Origin of the sequence: Paenarthrobacter sp. PH39-S1, assembly GCF_030063245.1 — a bacterium.
Lineage (GTDB): Bacteria > Actinomycetota > Actinomycetes > Actinomycetales > Micrococcaceae > Arthrobacter_M.
Window position 1 is genome coordinate 60674 of the sequence record NZ_JASISR010000018.1, and the last position, 17151, is coordinate 77824.

General features: G+C 65.3%; 9 protein-coding genes and 1 pseudogene. 4 read left to right on the forward strand and 6 right to left on the reverse strand.

What is annotated here, in order from left to right:
• Window positions 1-29 precede the first annotated feature (29 nt).
• Window positions 30-2177, forward strand: a complete 2148-nt coding sequence (locus QMG52_RS12885; protein ID WP_283560798.1) for a protein kinase domain-containing protein — start codon at window positions 30-32, stop codon at window positions 2175-2177.
• 16 nt (window positions 2178-2193) lie between these two features.
• On the opposite strand, the gene QMG52_RS12890 is transcribed toward QMG52_RS12885, so the two are convergent.
• A complete protein-coding gene (locus QMG52_RS12890) occupies window positions 2194-3615 on the reverse strand; it encodes a class II 3-deoxy-7-phosphoheptulonate synthase (RefSeq protein WP_502920521.1) in 1422 nt (473 codons plus the stop codon).
• A 515-nt stretch (window positions 3616-4130) separates the two neighbouring features.
• Window positions 4131-4811: pseudogene (locus QMG52_RS12895) on the reverse strand (lysophospholipid acyltransferase family protein); the annotation flags it as partial.
• Window positions 4812-5016: 205 nt separating this feature from the next.
• On the opposite strand from QMG52_RS12895, the gene QMG52_RS12900 reads away from it, so the two are divergent.
• Together QMG52_RS12900 and QMG52_RS12905 are read left to right on the forward strand one after the other, a co-directional pair.
• Window positions 5017-5724 carry an alpha/beta hydrolase gene (locus QMG52_RS12900; protein ID WP_283560833.1) on the forward strand — a complete coding sequence of 236 codons (708 nt, stop codon included), beginning with the start codon at window positions 5017-5019 and terminating at the stop codon, window positions 5722-5724.
• The gene (locus tag QMG52_RS12905; RefSeq protein WP_283560799.1) at window positions 5714-6337 is read left to right on the forward strand and encodes a hypothetical protein; all 624 of its coding nucleotides are present in this window, start codon (window positions 5714-5716) and stop codon (window positions 6335-6337) included. Before QMG52_RS12900 ends, QMG52_RS12905 begins: the two co-directional genes overlap by 11 nt.
• A gap of 61 nt (window positions 6338-6398) precedes the next feature.
• Here QMG52_RS12905 and QMG52_RS12910 read toward each other — a convergent pair whose 3' ends face one another.
• Complete coding sequence (locus tag QMG52_RS12910) at window positions 6399-7493, reverse strand: ROK family glucokinase (RefSeq protein WP_283560800.1); 1095 nt, start codon at window positions 7491-7493, stop codon at window positions 6399-6401.
• 671 nt (window positions 7494-8164) lie between these two features.
• Between QMG52_RS12910 and QMG52_RS12915 the strand changes: the two genes are divergently transcribed.
• The gene (locus tag QMG52_RS12915) at window positions 8165-9982 is read left to right on the forward strand and encodes an AMP-dependent synthetase/ligase (protein WP_283560801.1); all 1818 of its coding nucleotides are present in this window, start codon (window positions 8165-8167) and stop codon (window positions 9980-9982) included.
• Between the two features lie 46 nt (window positions 9983-10028).
• Here QMG52_RS12915 and QMG52_RS12920 read toward each other — a convergent pair whose 3' ends face one another.
• From QMG52_RS12920 to QMG52_RS12930, 3 genes are all read right to left on the reverse strand, one after another.
• Entirely contained in the window at window positions 10029-11459 is a 1431-nt protein-coding gene (locus QMG52_RS12920) for a mycothione reductase (protein ID WP_283560834.1), read from the reverse strand.
• Window positions 11460-11462: 3 nt separating this feature from the next.
• Window positions 11463-13064, reverse strand: a complete 1602-nt coding sequence (locus tag QMG52_RS12925) for a nucleotide-binding protein (protein WP_283560802.1) — start codon at window positions 13062-13064, stop codon at window positions 11463-11465.
• A 102-nt stretch (window positions 13065-13166) separates the two neighbouring features.
• Complete coding sequence (locus QMG52_RS12930; RefSeq protein ID WP_283560803.1) at window positions 13167-16565, reverse strand: pyruvate carboxylase; 3399 nt, start codon at window positions 16563-16565, stop codon at window positions 13167-13169.
• Between the last annotated feature and the right edge of the window lie 586 nt (window positions 16566-17151).

The window sequence follows — 17151 nt, forward strand, 5'->3', positions numbered from 1 at the left end:
CTCTTCGTTTGACCGCCTAAGATCGAAGGGTGCAAGAACTTCCGGCTGACCCCTTGGTGGGCAGCACCGTCGATCGCCGCTACCTCGTCCTGTCGAAGGTCGCGCGCGGCGGCATGTCCACCGTCTATCTGGCCACGGATCTCCGGTTGGACCGCAACGTCGCCCTGAAGGTGCTGCATCCGCATCTGGCCACGGACAGCAACTTCCTCGACCGGCTCGGAAGGGAAGCCAAGGCGGCGGCGCGCTTGTCGCACCCGCACGTCGTCGGCATGTTTGACCAGGGCAACGACGGTCCGCTGGCATATCTGGTGATGGAATACATCCCCGGCCATACGTTGCGCGATGTGCTGCACGAACACGGAGCTCTGCCGCCTCGGCTGGCACTGGCATACGTGGACGCCGTCGTCGAGGGACTGGGGGCCGCACACGCGGCCGGGCTGGTGCATCGCGATGTCAAGCCCGAGAACGTCCTGATTGCCGACGACGGACGGATCAAGGTCGGAGATTTCGGGCTGGCCCGCGCGGTGACGACGACGACAAACACCGGAACGCTGATCGGCACCGTCGGATACCTCTCCCCCGAGCTCGTCGACGGGGCACCGGCCGACGCCCGCAGCGACATCTATTCCGTAGGCATCATGCTTTACGAGCTGCTCACCGGCCATCAGCCCTTCACCGGCGAACTCCCGATCCGGGTGGCCATGCAGCACCTGACCACGCCGGTTCCACCGCCCTCCGCCGAGCTGCCCGGCCTCTCCCCGGATCTGGATGAGCTGGTGCGCTGCTGCACCGAGAAAGATCCGGAGGCACGCCCCGCGGACGGCCACGCGCTGCTGGAGGATCTGCGCCATATCCGCACGACGCTCAGCGATGCGGAACTGGACTTCACCGCACCGCGGCTCCCGGCGGCGGCCATGGGACAAGCCCGGACCGAGGCGATCGACCGGCCCACCGGTTCCAGCTCAAACGCCGATCACACGACGCTGATGCCGGTCGGGGCCGGTGATGGGAGCCGGTCCCATACCGGATCCCAGCCCACCGAATTCATTGGTACTGGGGTCAACCACACGACGGTGATGCCGGCCGGCGGCCTCGCCCCGGCAGGACCGGCCGCGGCTCAACCCCATGCCGCGGCGCACCCCTACGCCGGGCAGCTCTACCCGCCGGAAGAAAGAAGCGCGCCGGTCCCCGTGCCGCGCCGGCGTGACGTCAAGCGGGCGGCACGGACGGCCGAGAAGGCCCGCATCCGCGCCGCCGAGCGCCCGCTGCAGACGCTGCGCCGAGGCCGGCCACGCCGCCGCGGCATGATCTGGCTGATCATGGTGCTGGTGCTGGCCCTGTTGGCGGCCGGCGCCGGCTGGTTCTTCGGCATGGGACCGGGTGCCCTGGCCGCCATCCCCGATGTGCAGAACAGGACCGTGGCGCAGGCCCAGGCGTTGCTGCGGGAACAAGGTTTCGGCTCCGTCAGCAGGGACGTCAACGATGAGACCGTACAACAGGGCCTGGTGGTGACGAGCGATCCGGGGCCCGCGACGCAGCAACGGAGATTTCTCCCGGTGACTCTGTTGGTGTCCAAAGGGCCGGTGCTGTATCCGGTTCCCGCACTGGCCGACGACACCTTGGAGGCGGCCACGGTGGCCCTCCGTAACGCCAAACTGGCCGTTGGAACGGTTACGGAACAATATGACGAACAACGGGCCGCCGGCATCGTCCTGAGCCAGGATCCCGCTGCAAAGACGCAGCAGCGCGGCGCGACATCGGTGAACCTGGTGGTTTCCAAGGGGCCGACGCCGGTCCCGGTACCCAACGTCGTCGGCCAGTCCAAGGAGGCGGCCCAGAAGGCGCTCACGGACCTGGGACTGACCACGCAGGTTGCCCCGGACACCGTTTTCGACAAGCAGATCCCGGCGGGCTCGGTGGTGTCACAGGACCCGGCCAGCGGAACGGCGGCCAAGGGAAGCGCGGTGACGCTGACCGTGTCCAAGGGTCCCAGGATGGTCAGCGTGCCCAGTTACATCGGCAAGCAGGTCGACAAAGCCGTCCATGGGCTCCAGCAGCTGGGCTTCGAGGTCAAGGTCAATAACATCCTGGGCGGGTTCTTCGGCACGGTGCGCGATCAGAGCCCGGTGAACAAGGACGTTCCCGAAGGCTCCGTCATCACGCTCACCGTGGTCTGAGCAGTGCGGCGGATTTCTATGAGCGGTGGGACAGCGCTCCGGCCACCAGGAACGCCATCTCCAGCGACTGCTTGTGGTTCAGCCGTGGGTCGCAGACCGATTCATAACCCTCCAGGAAAGCCTCCTGATCGATCGGGTCCGCGCCGCCCAGACACTCGGCAACGTCGTCGCCAGTCATTTCAACGTGCAGGCCACCGGGGAATGTTCCCAAGGACTTGTGCACCTCGAAGAAGCCCCGGACCTCATCGATGACATCATCGAAGTTACGCGTCTTGTAACCGTTCGGCGAGGTAACTGTATTGCCGTGCATGGGGTCCGTCACCCAGAGGACCTGGGCCCCGGAATCGGTCACCTTCTGGACCAGTTGGGGCAGTTTTTCCCGGATGTTGCGCGCACCCATGCGGGTGATGAAGGTCAGCCGCCCGGGCTCTCGGTGAGGGTCGAGCTTGTCGATCAGGCGCAACGCATCGTCACCGGACGTGCCGGGGCCAAGTTTGACGCCGATCGGGTTGCGGACGCGGGAGAGGAAATCCACGTGCGCGGCATCGAGCCCCCGGGTGCGTTCACCAATCCAGAGGAAATGCGCGGAGGTGTCATATGGCAGGCCTGTGCGTGAGTCGATCCGGGTCAGGGCGCGCTCATAGTCCAGCAGCAGGGCCTCGTGGCTGGCAAAGAACTCCACGCGTTTGAGCGCCTCGAAGTCGGCTCCGCAGGACGCCATGAACTTGATGGCCCGGTCAATGTCCTTGGCCAGCGACTCATAACGTGCATGGGCGGGGTTCTCGGTGAATCCCTTGTTCCACTGGTGGACCAGACGCAGGTCCGCGAAACCGCCCTGGGTGAAAGCCCGGATGAGGTTCAAGGTGGAAGCAGAGGTGTGGTAGGCCTTGAGCATCCGCGATGCATCATGGGCGCGGGATTCCGGTGTGAACTCGAAGCCGTTCACAATGTCTCCGCGGAAGGCCGGCAGCGTGACGCCGTCACGGGTTTCGTCGTTGGAGGATCGCGGTTTGGCGAACTGGCCCGCCATGCGTCCCATCTTGATCACCGGGAGCGATGCCCCGTAGGTGAGCACAACCGCCATCTGCAGGATCGTTTTCACCCGGGCGCTGATCTTGTCCGCCGTTGCCGCGGCGAAGGTCTCGGCACAGTCGCCGCCCTGCAGCAGAAATGCCTTTCCCTGGGCCGCCTGCGCCAAGCGGTCGCGCAGATCGTCCACCTCGCCGGCGAAGACCAGCGGCGGCAGCATCGACAGCTCCTTTACGGACGCTTCGTATACCGAGGCATCCGACCATGAGGGCTGCTGCGCAATCGGCAGCTGACGCCAGCTGTCAAGTCCGGGATAGACGGCGGATCCGCCCGTCGCTGCGGGCACCGCAGCGGCGGCCGCAGCCCCATGGTTCGGAACAGTCGGCGCGGGCGTTGATAAATCGGTCACGTCTTAAGCCTAGTTGCTTTTGTGGGCGAACGACGACGGCCGGCGGTCACGAAAGGGGAATCAGCCGTCACAAAACCGGCGTAGCACCCTGACGGTGCATCGCGAGGCCGGGCATGCCGACGCGGGATACCGCGCCCGAAGGGCGGCGTCCGCTTAGCGGACCGGACACCCGCTTAGCCCACCGGAGGCCCGCTTAAAGGAGGGGTTCCTCCCCCGCCGGTGGCACGGTCCTTCGGTGGAACGGACGAAGCCGCATCGTGGCCGGCGGTCGCTCGGGCTCCGGTGTCTCCATCCTCGGCTCGAAGAATTGCTTCAGCGACGGAGGGCGGAACCGCCACGGATTTCTCCGGCCTCTCCGCCGACGGGAGCCTGTCAGACGGGTCCTTGCCCAGGCCCGGCGTTGGAGGACTTCCACCGATCACCGTCACGGCCCCGGGTTTGACCGCGTTGCCTCCCGCTGCCCGCAGCCGGACGGCAGCGGCAGCTTTGGAATCCACCGCGTCTTTCCCCGCCTTCCTAGCGGCAAGCTTCTCCTTCACCGTGCTGGCATAGGCGTCCACGTATTCCTGACCGGACAGGCGCATGAGCTCGTACATGATTTCATCCGTGACGGATCGTTGGACAAACCTGTCGTTTTCGAGGCCTTGGTAGCGGGTGAAATCCATCGGTTCACCGAAGATGACGCCGATGCGCCGGATGTTGGGAATTTTGCGTCCTATCGGCTGCACCTTGTCCGTTCCGATCATGGCCACCGGGATGACCGGAACACCGGCGCTGAGCACCAGTTTCGCGACGCCGACCTTGCCCCGGTACAGCTTGCCGTCGGGACTGCGTGTACCCTCCGGATAAATGCCAAGCAGGCCGCCGTTGTGCAGGATCTGCCGCCCGGATTCCAGCGAGTTAGCGGACGCGGCGCCACCTGAGCGGTCCATCGGCAGCTGGTTGGTCAGACGAAAAAACGCGGCCGTCAGCTTACCCTTGATGCCCTTCCCGGTGAAATACTCTGATTTCGCCAAGAAAACCACCGGCCGAGGGACCATCAAAGGCATGAAGATGGAGTCTGAAAACGACAAATGATTGCTGGCCAGCACGGCTGCCCCATCCGCCGGAATATTATCCAAACCCTTGATCCACGGCCGGAACACCAGTTTCAGGACCGGACCGATGAATATCCGCTTCATCACCCAATAGAACACGCGGGGTTTCCCTTCTGGTGCCTTCGCGCACGGGCGCAGCCGTTGCTGCTGTCCTGACCGGCACTTTTGCTAAAACATTACTCTAGTGAGAAAAGGCTGGAAAAGTGACACCATGGCCCTATGACGATCACACTTGGTGCCGGGGATTTTGATCTCCTTGTTCCCGTCTGCGGCAATGGTTTTCACTAGCCCGGGACACGGAGCCATGGCGCGGGTGGGCGTAGCTCTCAGTCATGGCTTCACCGGTTCCCCGGTGAGCCTGCAGGGCTGGGCCGACTACCTTGCCGGACAGGGATTCGCTGTCAGCCTGCCGTTGCTTTCCGGGCACGGCACCAGTTGGGAGGACTTGGCTAAGACCCCCTGGACCCGGTGGTACAGCGATTTTGAAAGGGCATATCTGGACCTGACGGACCGTTGCGACGTGGTCTTTACCGCCGGGCTGTCCATGGGTGGTGCGCTGGCGCTGCGCGTGGCGGAGCACCACCATGTTGCCGGGGTCGCCGTCGTTAATCCGGGACTGACATTTTCGGACAAACGCGCCAGATACTCCGGCCTGCTGAAATACATTGTCAAAAGTGTCCCCGCCATCGGCAATGACATCAAAATGACCGACGTGGACGAGGGGGCCTATGCCCGGACCCCGGTGGCGGCGGTCCACCAGCTGTCCGCCCTCTTCAAGGACACCGTGGCCGGGTTGGGGCAGGTCCAGGCGCCCACGATCGTTTTCCGCTCCTCCGTGGACCGGGTCGTCCCGGAAAGCAGCATGGATATCCTCGGTGACCGGATCGGCAGCACCAATTACGAAGTCGTTCGACTAGAGAACAGCTATCACGTGGCGACCATGGACAACGACGCCGCGCAGATCTTCGAAGGGTCCGCAGCCTTTTTCCGGGAGCATTCCGTTGGTCAATAAACCAGAGCAAAACCCGTCCGGGCCCAGCGCGAACGACGACGACGATGCTGTCTGGCGCGATCTCGTGGCGCGGCTGGAAAGCCCGTCCGCGCAGGGATACTCGCCGGAAGGACTGACCGACGACTCATCCGGCGGATCGGCCGCCGCAGGAGACGGTGGCACGGGAATCCCGGAACCACGTGATTACTCGTCCTTCTCTGACTTTGACCCGTTGGGCGTGTCCCGTCGGGAGCGCGGGCCCGGCGTTCGTGACTCCGGCCCGGGCACCGATGCCGGTTCCCGAACCCCTGCCGACGGTCCCTCCACGGATCCAAACGAAGGAGCTCCGAGAGGCCCGCGCGACTATGCGGGAGAAGACCCCTGGCCCGACGATGAGGGTTTTGTCCCGGCAGAGCCTCCGCCGCTTTCCAGCGTCGAACCCGCACTGATGCTTGCCTGGACGGGTGCGCTGGGCGGCCCGCTTGCCGTGCTGCTGGCGGCTTTGTTCTGGCGCGACGCACCGGTCACGGCGATCATCGCGATGATCGCGGTTTTCGTCGTCTCCGCCGGCTACCTGATGTTCCGGCTGCCGTCCCACCGGGAGGACGACGACGACGACGGCGCCGTCGTGTAGGCACCGCCATGCAGGCGCCGTGGCCGCCCCTCGGACCGGTAGCGGAGCACCGGGAGCGCTTCTAGGACCGGGATCCGCTGCTGATCCGGGAAAGGTCCGCCGCGCCGATCATGCCCGCCCGCGGACCCAAGGCCGCCAGTGAAATCTGCGCTGCGGGCCGGAAGCCGCGGCCGGTGAGGTTTCGACCGAAAGCCCGGCGGGCCGGTTCCAGGAGCAGTTCCCCCGCCTCGCAGAGTCCGCCCCCTATGACGAACATTCCCGGGTCCAAGGCGGCCGCCAGATTAGAAAGCCCGAGGCCCAGCCAGTCGCCGACCTCCTCCACCAGCTCACGGCACGCGGCATCCCCGGCCAGCGCCAGCTCTGTCACGACGGCCCCGGTAATCGTGTCCACGGCACCGCCGACCCGGCGAAGCAATTCCTGCGCCACAGGCGAATTGGCCCTGGCCAGTTCGCGGGCCTCCCGCCCCAGGGCGTTCCCTGAGGCGTATTGTTCCCAGCACCCGCGGTTACCGCACTCGCAGCGGTGTCCCTGGGGCATGATCACCTGATGGCCGAATTCACCGGCCAGTCCGAAGCGCCCGCGTTCCAACCGCGAGTCCATCACCATGGCTCCGCCGATGCCCGTGCCCAACGTGATGCAGACCAGCCGGCTTTGCCCATGGCCGGCACCGAAGCGCCATTCCGCCCAACCGGCCGCATCGGCGTCGTTGCTGAGGACTACCCGGCGGCGCAGCAGACGCTCCAGGTTTTCCCGCAGAGGCTCGTTCCGCCACGCCAGGTGTGGGCTGAAAAGCACCATGCTGGAACTTAGATCCATCCAACCGGCGGCTCCAATGCCGACGGAGACAACACGGTGGTCGGCAGAGAGTTCGCGGACCAGTTCCACAATCGCCGCCTCGACGGCGCGCGGGTCGCTTCCCGGCGTCAGCTGCCTCCGCTCGTCCAGAACCACCCCACGCGGGTCCACTACGCCGGCCGCAACCTTGGTGCCACCGATGTCGATGCCTATCGCGAGCCCGCTGCGCCCCAGGCGCCGCGGAACGCGCTCCGGCCTGTGCTCGTACGTCCGGCGGCTCCCCAAGCCCGAACGGTGCCAGGCGGCCGTTAGCACGGAAGCGGCCCGGCGGCCGGATCCGCGGGAATCATTGTCGACCATTCTTGTCATTCTACCGAGGCCGAACGGGCCTCATGTCGCCGTGCGGATCCGCCGGCCGGCCCGCAGGCCTGCCCGGCCAGCTCTCACGTCCCCGCCGCCGCGCCCAACCGGCAGGACCACCCCCCGATAGCGCCCCTCGCGCGATCGGTTTCGCGCGATCGGTTCGCGCGATCGGTTCATCGGCGCGCATGGTATCGAGGGTGCTGTGGCGAACACCGGATGGACGCGGTGGGTTTCGAGCAAGGTCTCTTGGTCCGCGGTGATCGCCGCCAGATTCTCCGGGAACCGGGAAGCGACCGCGTCAAGCTGACACGCATGACCGAACGTAAACCCGCGCAGGAACGATCCGAGCGTCAAGGGGGGCAGACCCCTTATTGAAAAGGTTGCCCGGGGGAATCGCCGTCACAGGGCAGGAATTACCTGCGGAAGGCCGGGCAGTGGCTTCACCATTCCAGCTTTCCGAGGGAGCGTCTGCGTAATGACTCATGAGGAACCAGGACGGTTCGACTTGCGGCGGAGGGTGCGGCCCCGGCGGGGGGGGGCCGGCTTGGGAAAGTAGGGCCTGCAGCCAAAATGTTACTGACTAGTAACAGCATCTGAGCCGCCCCGCCGATGGTGCCGGATAGAGTAATGGCAAACCCCTGTGGTCCTCAGGTATCGAAGGAGCTAAAGTGCGACAATTTTCCGTTGCGGCAGTGGTGAATGTTCCCCGGAACACGAACACCACGGATCTGGTCCTGCGGCAGGCGAACAAACCCTCCAATCCCGCCCTGTTCGCCCGTCTGGACGGGGAGAAGAACTGGGTGGACATCCCCGCCACGGAGTTCCGTGATGATGTCGGCGCCCTGGCCAAAGGTCTGATGGCCTCCGGTATCCGCCTTGGGGACCGGGTGGGCATCATGGCCCGCACGCGCTATGAATGGTCACTGGTGGACTTCGCCATCTGGTTCGCCGGGGCTGTTTCGGTGCCGATCTACGAGACTTCCTCACCCAGCCAGGTGGCCTGGAATCTCGGCGATTCCGGCGCCGTCGCGGTTTTTGCTGAAACCGCCAACCATGAAAATGTGGTCCGCCAGGCCGCCACCGCGGAGGGCCTGACCGCGCTGGCGCACGTCTGGCAGCTGGGGGCGGCCAGCCTGCAGGAACTGCGTACTGCCGGGCAGTCCGTTTCGGATACCGAGCTGGAGGAACGGCGGACCGCCCGCGGCCTGGACGACCTCGCCACCATTATCTACACCTCCGGAACCACCGGCCGGCCCAAAGGCTGCGAGCTGACGCACGGCAACTTCGTTGAACTCTCAGACAATGCCCTGGGTGTGCTTTCCGACGTGGTTCCCGAGGGTGCGCAGACCATTATGTTCCTGCCGCTGGCCCATGTCTTTGCCCGCTTTATCTCCGTCCTCGCGGTGGCAGCCGGCGCCAAGGTGGCGCACACACCGGACATCAAGCACCTGCTCTCGGATCTGCAGAGCTTCCAGCCGAGTTTCATTTTGGCCGTTCCACGGGTATTTGAAAAAATCTACAACTCGGCCGCGCTCAAGGCCGAGTCCGAGGGTAAGGGCAAAATTTTCACCAAGGCCGCGGAGGTTGCCATCGCATACTCGCGCGCCCGGCAGGGTGGTTCGGTCCCGGTCCTGCTCAAGGCCAAGCATGCGATCTTCGATAGGCTGGTCTACGGAAAACTTCGGGCAGCCATGGGTGGACAGGTCAAACATGCTGTGTCCGGCGGTGGGCCGCTGGGCGAGCGGCTCGGCCACTTCTTCCAGGGCATCGGGTTGCAGATCCTCGAAGGATACGGACTGACGGAAACCACCGCGCCGGTGACGGTGAACCGGCCCGCGATGATCAGAATCGGCACCGTTGGGGCCCCGCTGCCCGGCAATGCGGTCAAAATTGCCGACGACGGCGAAATTCTCGCCAAGGGCGTCAGCGTGATGCGCGGTTACTGGCACCGCGATGACCTCACCACCGACGCGTTTGCCGATGGTTGGCTGCACACCGGGGACATCGGCGAGCTCGACGCCGAGGGTTTCCTGCGCATCACCGGGCGCAAGAAGGAAATCATTGTCACCGCCGGCGGCAAAAACGTTGTTCCGGCGCTGTTGGAGGATCAGATCCGTGCCGACGCGCTGATCTCCCAGTGCGTGGTGCTCGGAGACCAGCGGCCCTTCATTTCCGCTCTCGTTACCCTGGATGAAGAGGCGCTGCCTAAATGGGCCGAAAACCACGGCCTGCCCGCGGGCATCAGCCTGAGCGAGGCGATCGGACAGGACACCATCCGCAATGCCGTTCAGAAGGCAATCGACAAGGCCAACGCGTCCGTCTCGGCGGCCGAATCCATCAAGGCCTTCCGCATCGTGCCCACCGATTTCACCGAGGCTTCCGGACACCTTACGCCGTCGCTGAAGATCAAGCGCACCCAGGTGCTGAAGGATTTCGATGATGTCGTCGGCGATATTTACTCGGCGAAGAAACCGGCTGACCGATAGGACGGGTGCTGCGGCCGGAACCTCGCAGCACCCGGATGCCAGCAGGTCAGTGCTTCGAGCCGACTTTCAAGGACAGCAGGGCATTTTCCACGACCTCCGTCAGGGCCGGATGGATCCAGTACTGGCCACGCGCCATGGTGCGGACATCCAGACCGAAGCTCATGGCCTGAATGAGGGGCTGGATCAGCATTGACGCCTCGTGGCCCATGATGTGTGCGCCGAGCAGCAGTCCACTGTCCTTCTCCGCGACGAGCTTCACGATGCCGGTGGTGTCCTCCATGGCCCAGCCGTAGGCCGTCGAACCGTAATCCTGCACGGCCGTGACGATCTCCAGGCCGTGGCGGGCGGCATGGGCCAGAGCCTGCTCCTCGGTCATCCCCACCTTGGCGATCTGGGGCCGCGTAAAGACGGCCTCCGGGACAAATCTGTGGTCGCTGGCGCGCAGCTGCCCGGGGTGCAGCAGATTGTGTGCCACCGTACGGGCCTCATGGTTTGCCACATGCTTGAGCTGGAAGTCGCTGCTGACATCCCCCAGCGACCACACGCCACTAATGGGCTTCCCTCCCGAGAGCACACGCTGATACTTATCTACCCGGAGCCGGCCGGCGGCGGTCAGATCGAATCCCGCCGCGGTCGCATTGAGGCCATCGGTGTTGGGCCTGCGGCCGGTGGCGAGCAGCACCAGATCCACTTCCACGCAGGCCGGCGCGTCAGCCACTCCTGCCACCGGTGCCAACACCGCGAGGACGCGTCCTGGCCGGTGCGGCACTGCCCGGACGGACGCCACCTGATAGCCGTGCCGGATATCCCAGCGGCCGCTGACCTGCTCCTCGAAACGCCGCGAAATTTCGGCGTCCTGACTCTTGAGCAACCCGGGGGATCGGGTCAGCATGACCACCTCGGAGCCCAGTGAAGCGAAGATATGGCCGAACTCGGCTGCGATGAACCCGCCACCGACGATCAGGACCCTGGCGGGCAGTTCATCAACCCTCATGATCGTGTCCGAAGTATGCACCTGGGGCAGGTGGTTCCCCGGAAAGTCCGGGATGACCGGCCGGGAGCCGGCCGCTACGACGATCTGTTCCGCCGTGATCACCGTGCCGCCGGCAGTGCGCAGGGCCTTCGGTCCGGTGAATTCGGCATGCTCCGGATAGAGGGTGATATTCGGTTCCCCATGTGCGCGGTATTCCATCCCGCCGGCTGAAATCGCATCAATGCGGCCAAAGATCCTGTCCCGGATGGCACGCCAGTGCACGGCGGTGACTTCCGCCCGAACGCCCAGGCGGGCTGCCTCGCGCGTTCCGGCCGCGAGATCTGCGGGATAAACGAACATTTTGGTCGGAATGCAGCCGACGTTCAGACAGGTCCCACCGAACGTTCCGCCGTCGATCACGGCAATTTTCTTATTCGCCCATTGCGGACCCGGCAGGGAGTTGCCGGACCCTGAACCGAGGATCGCAAGATCGTAATGTGTCATCATTCAGCCCGCCTGCAGCTCGTCGACCACCAGAGCGGCAAGTTCCATGGCCGCCGCACGGGTGGCCGGACGCAGCTCGTCGAGCCGGACACGGGAGCCCTCGGCCAGGTGCCGGTCATACGGGATCCGTAGTACGTGACTGACGCGGGACCGGAAATGGTCCTCAATCTCGCCGATGTTGACCTGGGTGCTGTCCCCTGAGGACATGTTGATCACCACGATTGCCTTGGCCACCAGATCATGCCGGCCGTGGGCTTCCAGCCAGGAGAGCGTCTCCGAGGCAAGCCGCGCCTCGTCGACGCTGCCGCCGGAAACCAGCACAACGGCGTCGGCCTTCTCCAGCGTCCCCTTCATCACCGAATGCACCATTCCGGTTCCCGAATCCGTCAGCACAATCGAATAGTAACGCCCGAGAATGTCTGTGACGGCCCGGTAGTCCGAATCGTCGAACGCCTGGGCTACGGCCGGATCGGTATCCGAGGCCAGCACGTCGAGGCGGGATCCGTCGCGTGCCACATAAGTGGACAGCTGCGAAAAGGTATTGACGCTGAACCGGTCCTGGACCAGTTGGCGTGCGGTAAAGTCCGCACGCCCGGGCGATCTGTCGGAGAGCGTTCCGCGGTCCGGATTTGCGTCCATCGCGATGACCCGATCCTCCCGCAGCTCGGCCAACGCCATCCCCAGCAGCGTGGTCACCGTGGTCTTACCCACGCCGCCTTTGCGTGAAAGCACCGGTACGTAGCGGGTGTGGTGCCCCAACCGTGCCGAGATGCGGTGTTCGCGGGCACGCTGGACGCGCACCTTGTCCGAATCTCCGACGTGGAGGGACCCGAAAGTGAGCTTGTACAGCCACAGCCGCCATCCGCCGGCGGGCGGGGCCGCCGCCGGATTGAGCAGCCGATCCGCGGTCAGCGCTGCTGCCGGCTCCGGTCCGTCTTCACGGCCCCGCCGCGCGCTGCGAGGCTGATCGCGGCGGTGCCGATCACTGCCGACATTGTCCCTGAGGTTCTTGCCACTGCCAGCTTGGGCACTGCCGGCTTGGGCACTGCCGGCTTGGGCACTGCCGGTTTGGGCACTGCCGGTTTGGGCACTGCCGGTTTGGGCACTGCCGGTTTGGGCACTGCGGGACGCACGTGCTGATTCCGGAACGGCCGGAATGGAGCCGGTCGGTTCCCAGCCGGCTGCCGCGGCATACAGCGGTTCCCGGCTTGGGTCCGCCGCCGAAGGTACCGCGGTGGTCAGCACCTCGGCGGCTGTGGATCCTGGCCGGGGCGGCGACGTCGCCAGATCATTGGATTGCAGCGGAATCACGGGCGTCATGGACGTCACCGTCCCGGCGGAACCGGGATCGGTTACGGCATCTGAGCTGACCAGCGCAACGGCAGCGCCGTCGTCGTCGCTGCCGTCCACATTTTCGTCGTCCACATTCCCGACACCGCCGTTTTCGACACGCTCGCCGCCCAACGCGGCGGAAATGGCATCACCTCTGACACCAGCGCCGACCACACGGGCCGTCTGGCCGCCGTCGGTCTTCGCGCCTGCGGCCTCGTCCTTCGCTTCGCGTCCGGACCGTCCGTTCACCGGATTGTTCTCGTCCTGCGTCATAACTCCCGCTCGCTGCAAGGGAGCCGCGGCTGCCTCATGCAGCCACGGCCCCACCGATCAGCCCTATTTTAGCGCAGACCGGGCCGGGAGGCCGCGTACCCGCTATTCCTCCACGACCACCAGCAGATCGCCGCCCTGAACCTGCTCGATGGCGGCGACCGCCACCCGTGAAATCCTGCCCGCGACGGCGGTGGTGATGGACGCTTCCATTTTCATCGCCTCGATGGTCGCAATGGTGTCCCCGGCCTGGACGGCGTCGCCAACGGCAACCGTGACCGTGACCGCACCGGCAAACGGTGCGGCAATCTGACCCGGGACGGACTCATCTGCCTTTTCCGCGGCCTTGACGTCGCTGACCACGCTGCGGTCGCGGATGACCACCGGGCGTGACTGGCCGTTCAGCGTGCACATCACGGTGCGCATGCCCTTCTCATCCACCTCGGAAACGGCTTCCAGCGAGGCGATCAGCCGGACGCCCTTCTCCAGCGCGATGATGTGTTCCTGCCCGCGCTGCAGACCGTACAGGTAATCCCTGGTATCCAGCACGGACACGTCCCCGTAGGTCTCCTTGACCTTCAGATAGTCCCGAGTGGGGCCTTCGAAGAGCAGCCGGTTGAGAGTGGCCCGCGCGGTGGCGGGTTCCCCCACCAGGGCCGCGCTGTCGTCGGCGCTGATCTCGGCGTCGCGGATTTTGACGTCGCGGCCCTGCAGCGCCTTGCTCCGGAACGGTTCCGGCCAGCCGCCGGGCGGGTTGCCCAGCTCACCGGAGAGGAAGCCGATAACCGAATCGGGCACATCGTAGTTCTGCGGGTTCGCCTCGAAGTCCTGCGGGTCCGCCTTGATGCCGACCAGATGCAGGGCCAGATCCCCGACGACCTTCGAGGACGGAGTTACCTTGACCAGATGGCCCAGGATCCGGTCCGCGGCGGTGTACATATCTTCGATTTCCTCGAAGCGCTCCCCTAAGCCCAGCGCCATGGCCTGCTGGCGCAGATTAGAGAGCTGTCCGCCGGGAATTTCATGCTGGTACACGCGCCCGGTGGGCCCGGCCAGACCGGATTCAAACGGAGCATAAACCCGCCGCACTGCTTCCCAATAGGGCTCCAGCGCGCAAATGTTCGGCAGCGAAATACCGGTGTCGCGTTCGGTGTGCGCCAACGCCGCCACCAGCGCCGAGGCCGGGGGCTGGCTGGTGGTTCCGGCCAGGGCGGCGGATGCAACGTCTACCGCGTCCACGCCGGCGTCGACCGCGGCCACCAGGGTGGCCATCTGGCCACCGGTGGTGTCGTGGGTGTGCAGGTGCACCGGGAGGTCAAATTCGGCCCGCAGAGCGGCGACGAGTTTCGCCGCCGCGGCCGGCCGCAGCAGCCCGGCCATGTCCTTGATGGCCAGAATGTGCGCACCGGCATCGACGATCCGCCGGGCCAGGGCAAGGTAGTAATCCAGCGTGTAAAGCTTCTCTGCCGGATCCAGCATGTCCCCTGTGTAGCACAGCGCCACTTCCGCGACCGCTGTTCCGGTGGCGCGGACGGCCGTGATGGCCGGGGCCATCTGGTCGACGTCGTTGAGCGCGTCGAAGATACGGAAAATATCAATCCCCGCCGCGGTTGCCTGGCCGACGAACGCCTCTGTCACTTCTTCCGGGTACGGCGTATAGCCGACGGTGTTGCGTCCGCGCAGCAGCATCTGCAGGCAGATGTTCGGCAGCGCCGCGCGCAGTGCGGTCAGACGCTCCCAGGGGTCCTCTCCCAGGAAGCGCAGAGAAACGTCGTATGTTGCCCCGCCCCATGCCTCCACGGACAGCAGCTCTGGGGTGAGCGCGGAGACGGCCGGGCCGACCGCAACGAGATCGCGGGTCCGGACCCGGGTGGCCAGCAGCGACTGGTGCGCATCCCGGAATGTGGTATCCGTAACGGCCACGGCCGTCTGCGCCCGCAGCGCCGCCGCGAAGCCTTCCGGACCGAGTTCCTGGAGCCGCTGGCGCGACCCTGGCTTGAGGTCCTGGTCATCCACGGGCGGCAGCTTCCCGGCCGGATCCACATGCACCTTCAGTTCGCCATGCGGCTTGTTCACGGTGACATCGGCCAGCCAGGTCAGCAGTTTGGTGCCCCGGTCCGCGGAGACCCGCGCCTTGAGCAGCTCCGGTCGCTCATCGATGAAGGAGGTCGCAACGTTGCCGGCGATGAAGTCCGAATCGTCCAGCACCGCCTGAAGGAAAGAGATATTGGTGGAGACGCCACGGATGCGGAATTCCGCCAGCGCCCGGCGGGCACGGGCCACGGCACTGGGGTAGTCCCGGCCGCGGCAGGTCAGCTTCACCAGCATGGAATCAAAGTGCGGACTGATCTCGGCACCCGCGTACACGGTGCCGCCGTCGAGCCGTACACCGGCGCCCCCGGCGGAACGGTATGCGGAGATCTTTCCGACATCGGGCCGGAACCCGTTGGACGGATCCTCTGTGGTGATGCGGCACTGCAGCGCAGCGCCCTTGATCGACACCGAGTCCTGGCTCAGGCCAAGCTCCGAAAGGGTCTCCCCCGCGGCGATCCGCAGCTGCGCCTGGACCAGGTCGACATCGGTGATTTCCTCGGTCACGGTGTGCTCGACCTGAATCCGCGGGTTCATCTCAATGAAGAAGTGCTGACCGGCCCGTTCGCCCACGGTGTCCACCAGGAACTCCACGGTTCCGGCATTAACATACCCCAAGGCCTTCGCAAACTTCACGGCATCGCGGTACAGCGCCTGCCGGATATTCTCGTCAAGGTTAGGAGCGGGCGCAATTTCCACCACTTTCTGGTGCCGGCGCTGGATGGAACAGTCCCGCTCGAACAGGTGCATGACGTTGCCCGCGGCATCGGCCAGAATCTGCACCTCGATGTGGCGCGGACGCAGCACTGCCTGTTCCAAGAACATGGTGTCATCACCGAAAGCGGCATCCGCCTCACGCATGGCCGCCCGAAGTGCCTCCGGCAGATCCTCCCGCTTGTCCACCCGGCGCATGCCGCGACCACCGCCGCCGGCCACAGCCTTGGCGAAAATAGGGAAACCGACTTCGTCGGCGGCGGCAATCAGCTCATCCAGATCCGCCGACGGCTGGCTGGACTTGAGCACCGGAATACCGGCGTCGCGGGCTGCGTCAAGCGCGTGGACTTTGTGCCCGGCCAGTTCCAGAACGTCGGCCGGCGGCCCCACAAAGGTGATCCCGGCTTCCTTGGCCGCCGCGGCCAGCCCCGGGTTCTCCGAGAGGAAGCCGTAGCCCGGGTAGATTGCATCTGCGCCGGCCTCCTTGGCCACCCGGATCACTTCTTCGACGTCCAGGTAGGCGCGGACCGGATGCCCCTCCGTTCCGATCAGATACGCCTCGTCGGCCTTCTGCCGGTGGATGGAGTTGCGGTCTTCATATGGAAAGACGGCCACCGTCTTGGCGCCCAGCTCGTAGCTCGCACGGAAGGCTCGGATGGCAATTTCGCCGCGGTTGGCTACCAGAATCTTTGAAAACATGATGCTCCTGGGGAACTGGGTCGGAGGAAGGTGGCGGGTCTGCGTGCTGTCAGTCTCTAAGAGCGAACGAGCTCAGGACAAGCCGAGGTGCCATAGGTCACAACCGGCCAGCGTAACAATGCGTCGTAACAAATCTGCGTCGTACCAATGTAGTACAAGAGCACGGAATACAGGAGCACTGCGGACCTGCGGATACAGAAGGTCTTGTGCAGCGTTGCACGCTCGTGCGCGGGCACGTAGATCCGCCGCATGGCGAGCCTCTTCGGCCGTCACGGAGAGACCGCGTCGCTTCCGTCCGCACACTGGTGGGGATCGGGCAGCGCCGCCCGTCCAGCTCATCCAAAGACCGGAAGCCGAGGGCGTTCAACATATGATGAAGGTGGGGTTCGGTAGAAGACCCCCATGTGCCGGTCGCTGAATGGCGTCGGTACGGTGTTGTCAGGCAGCGGTCCACCCGCCGGGTTACGTGTGCTGGTGGTGTCGTTTTTCGATGGGGCCGCAAGCCGCGAACGGTCCGCGGCTATGGCATGTTTCTGACTCCATGCCTCGGGTTACCCCCGGGCACGGCGCGGACACGGCAGCAGCA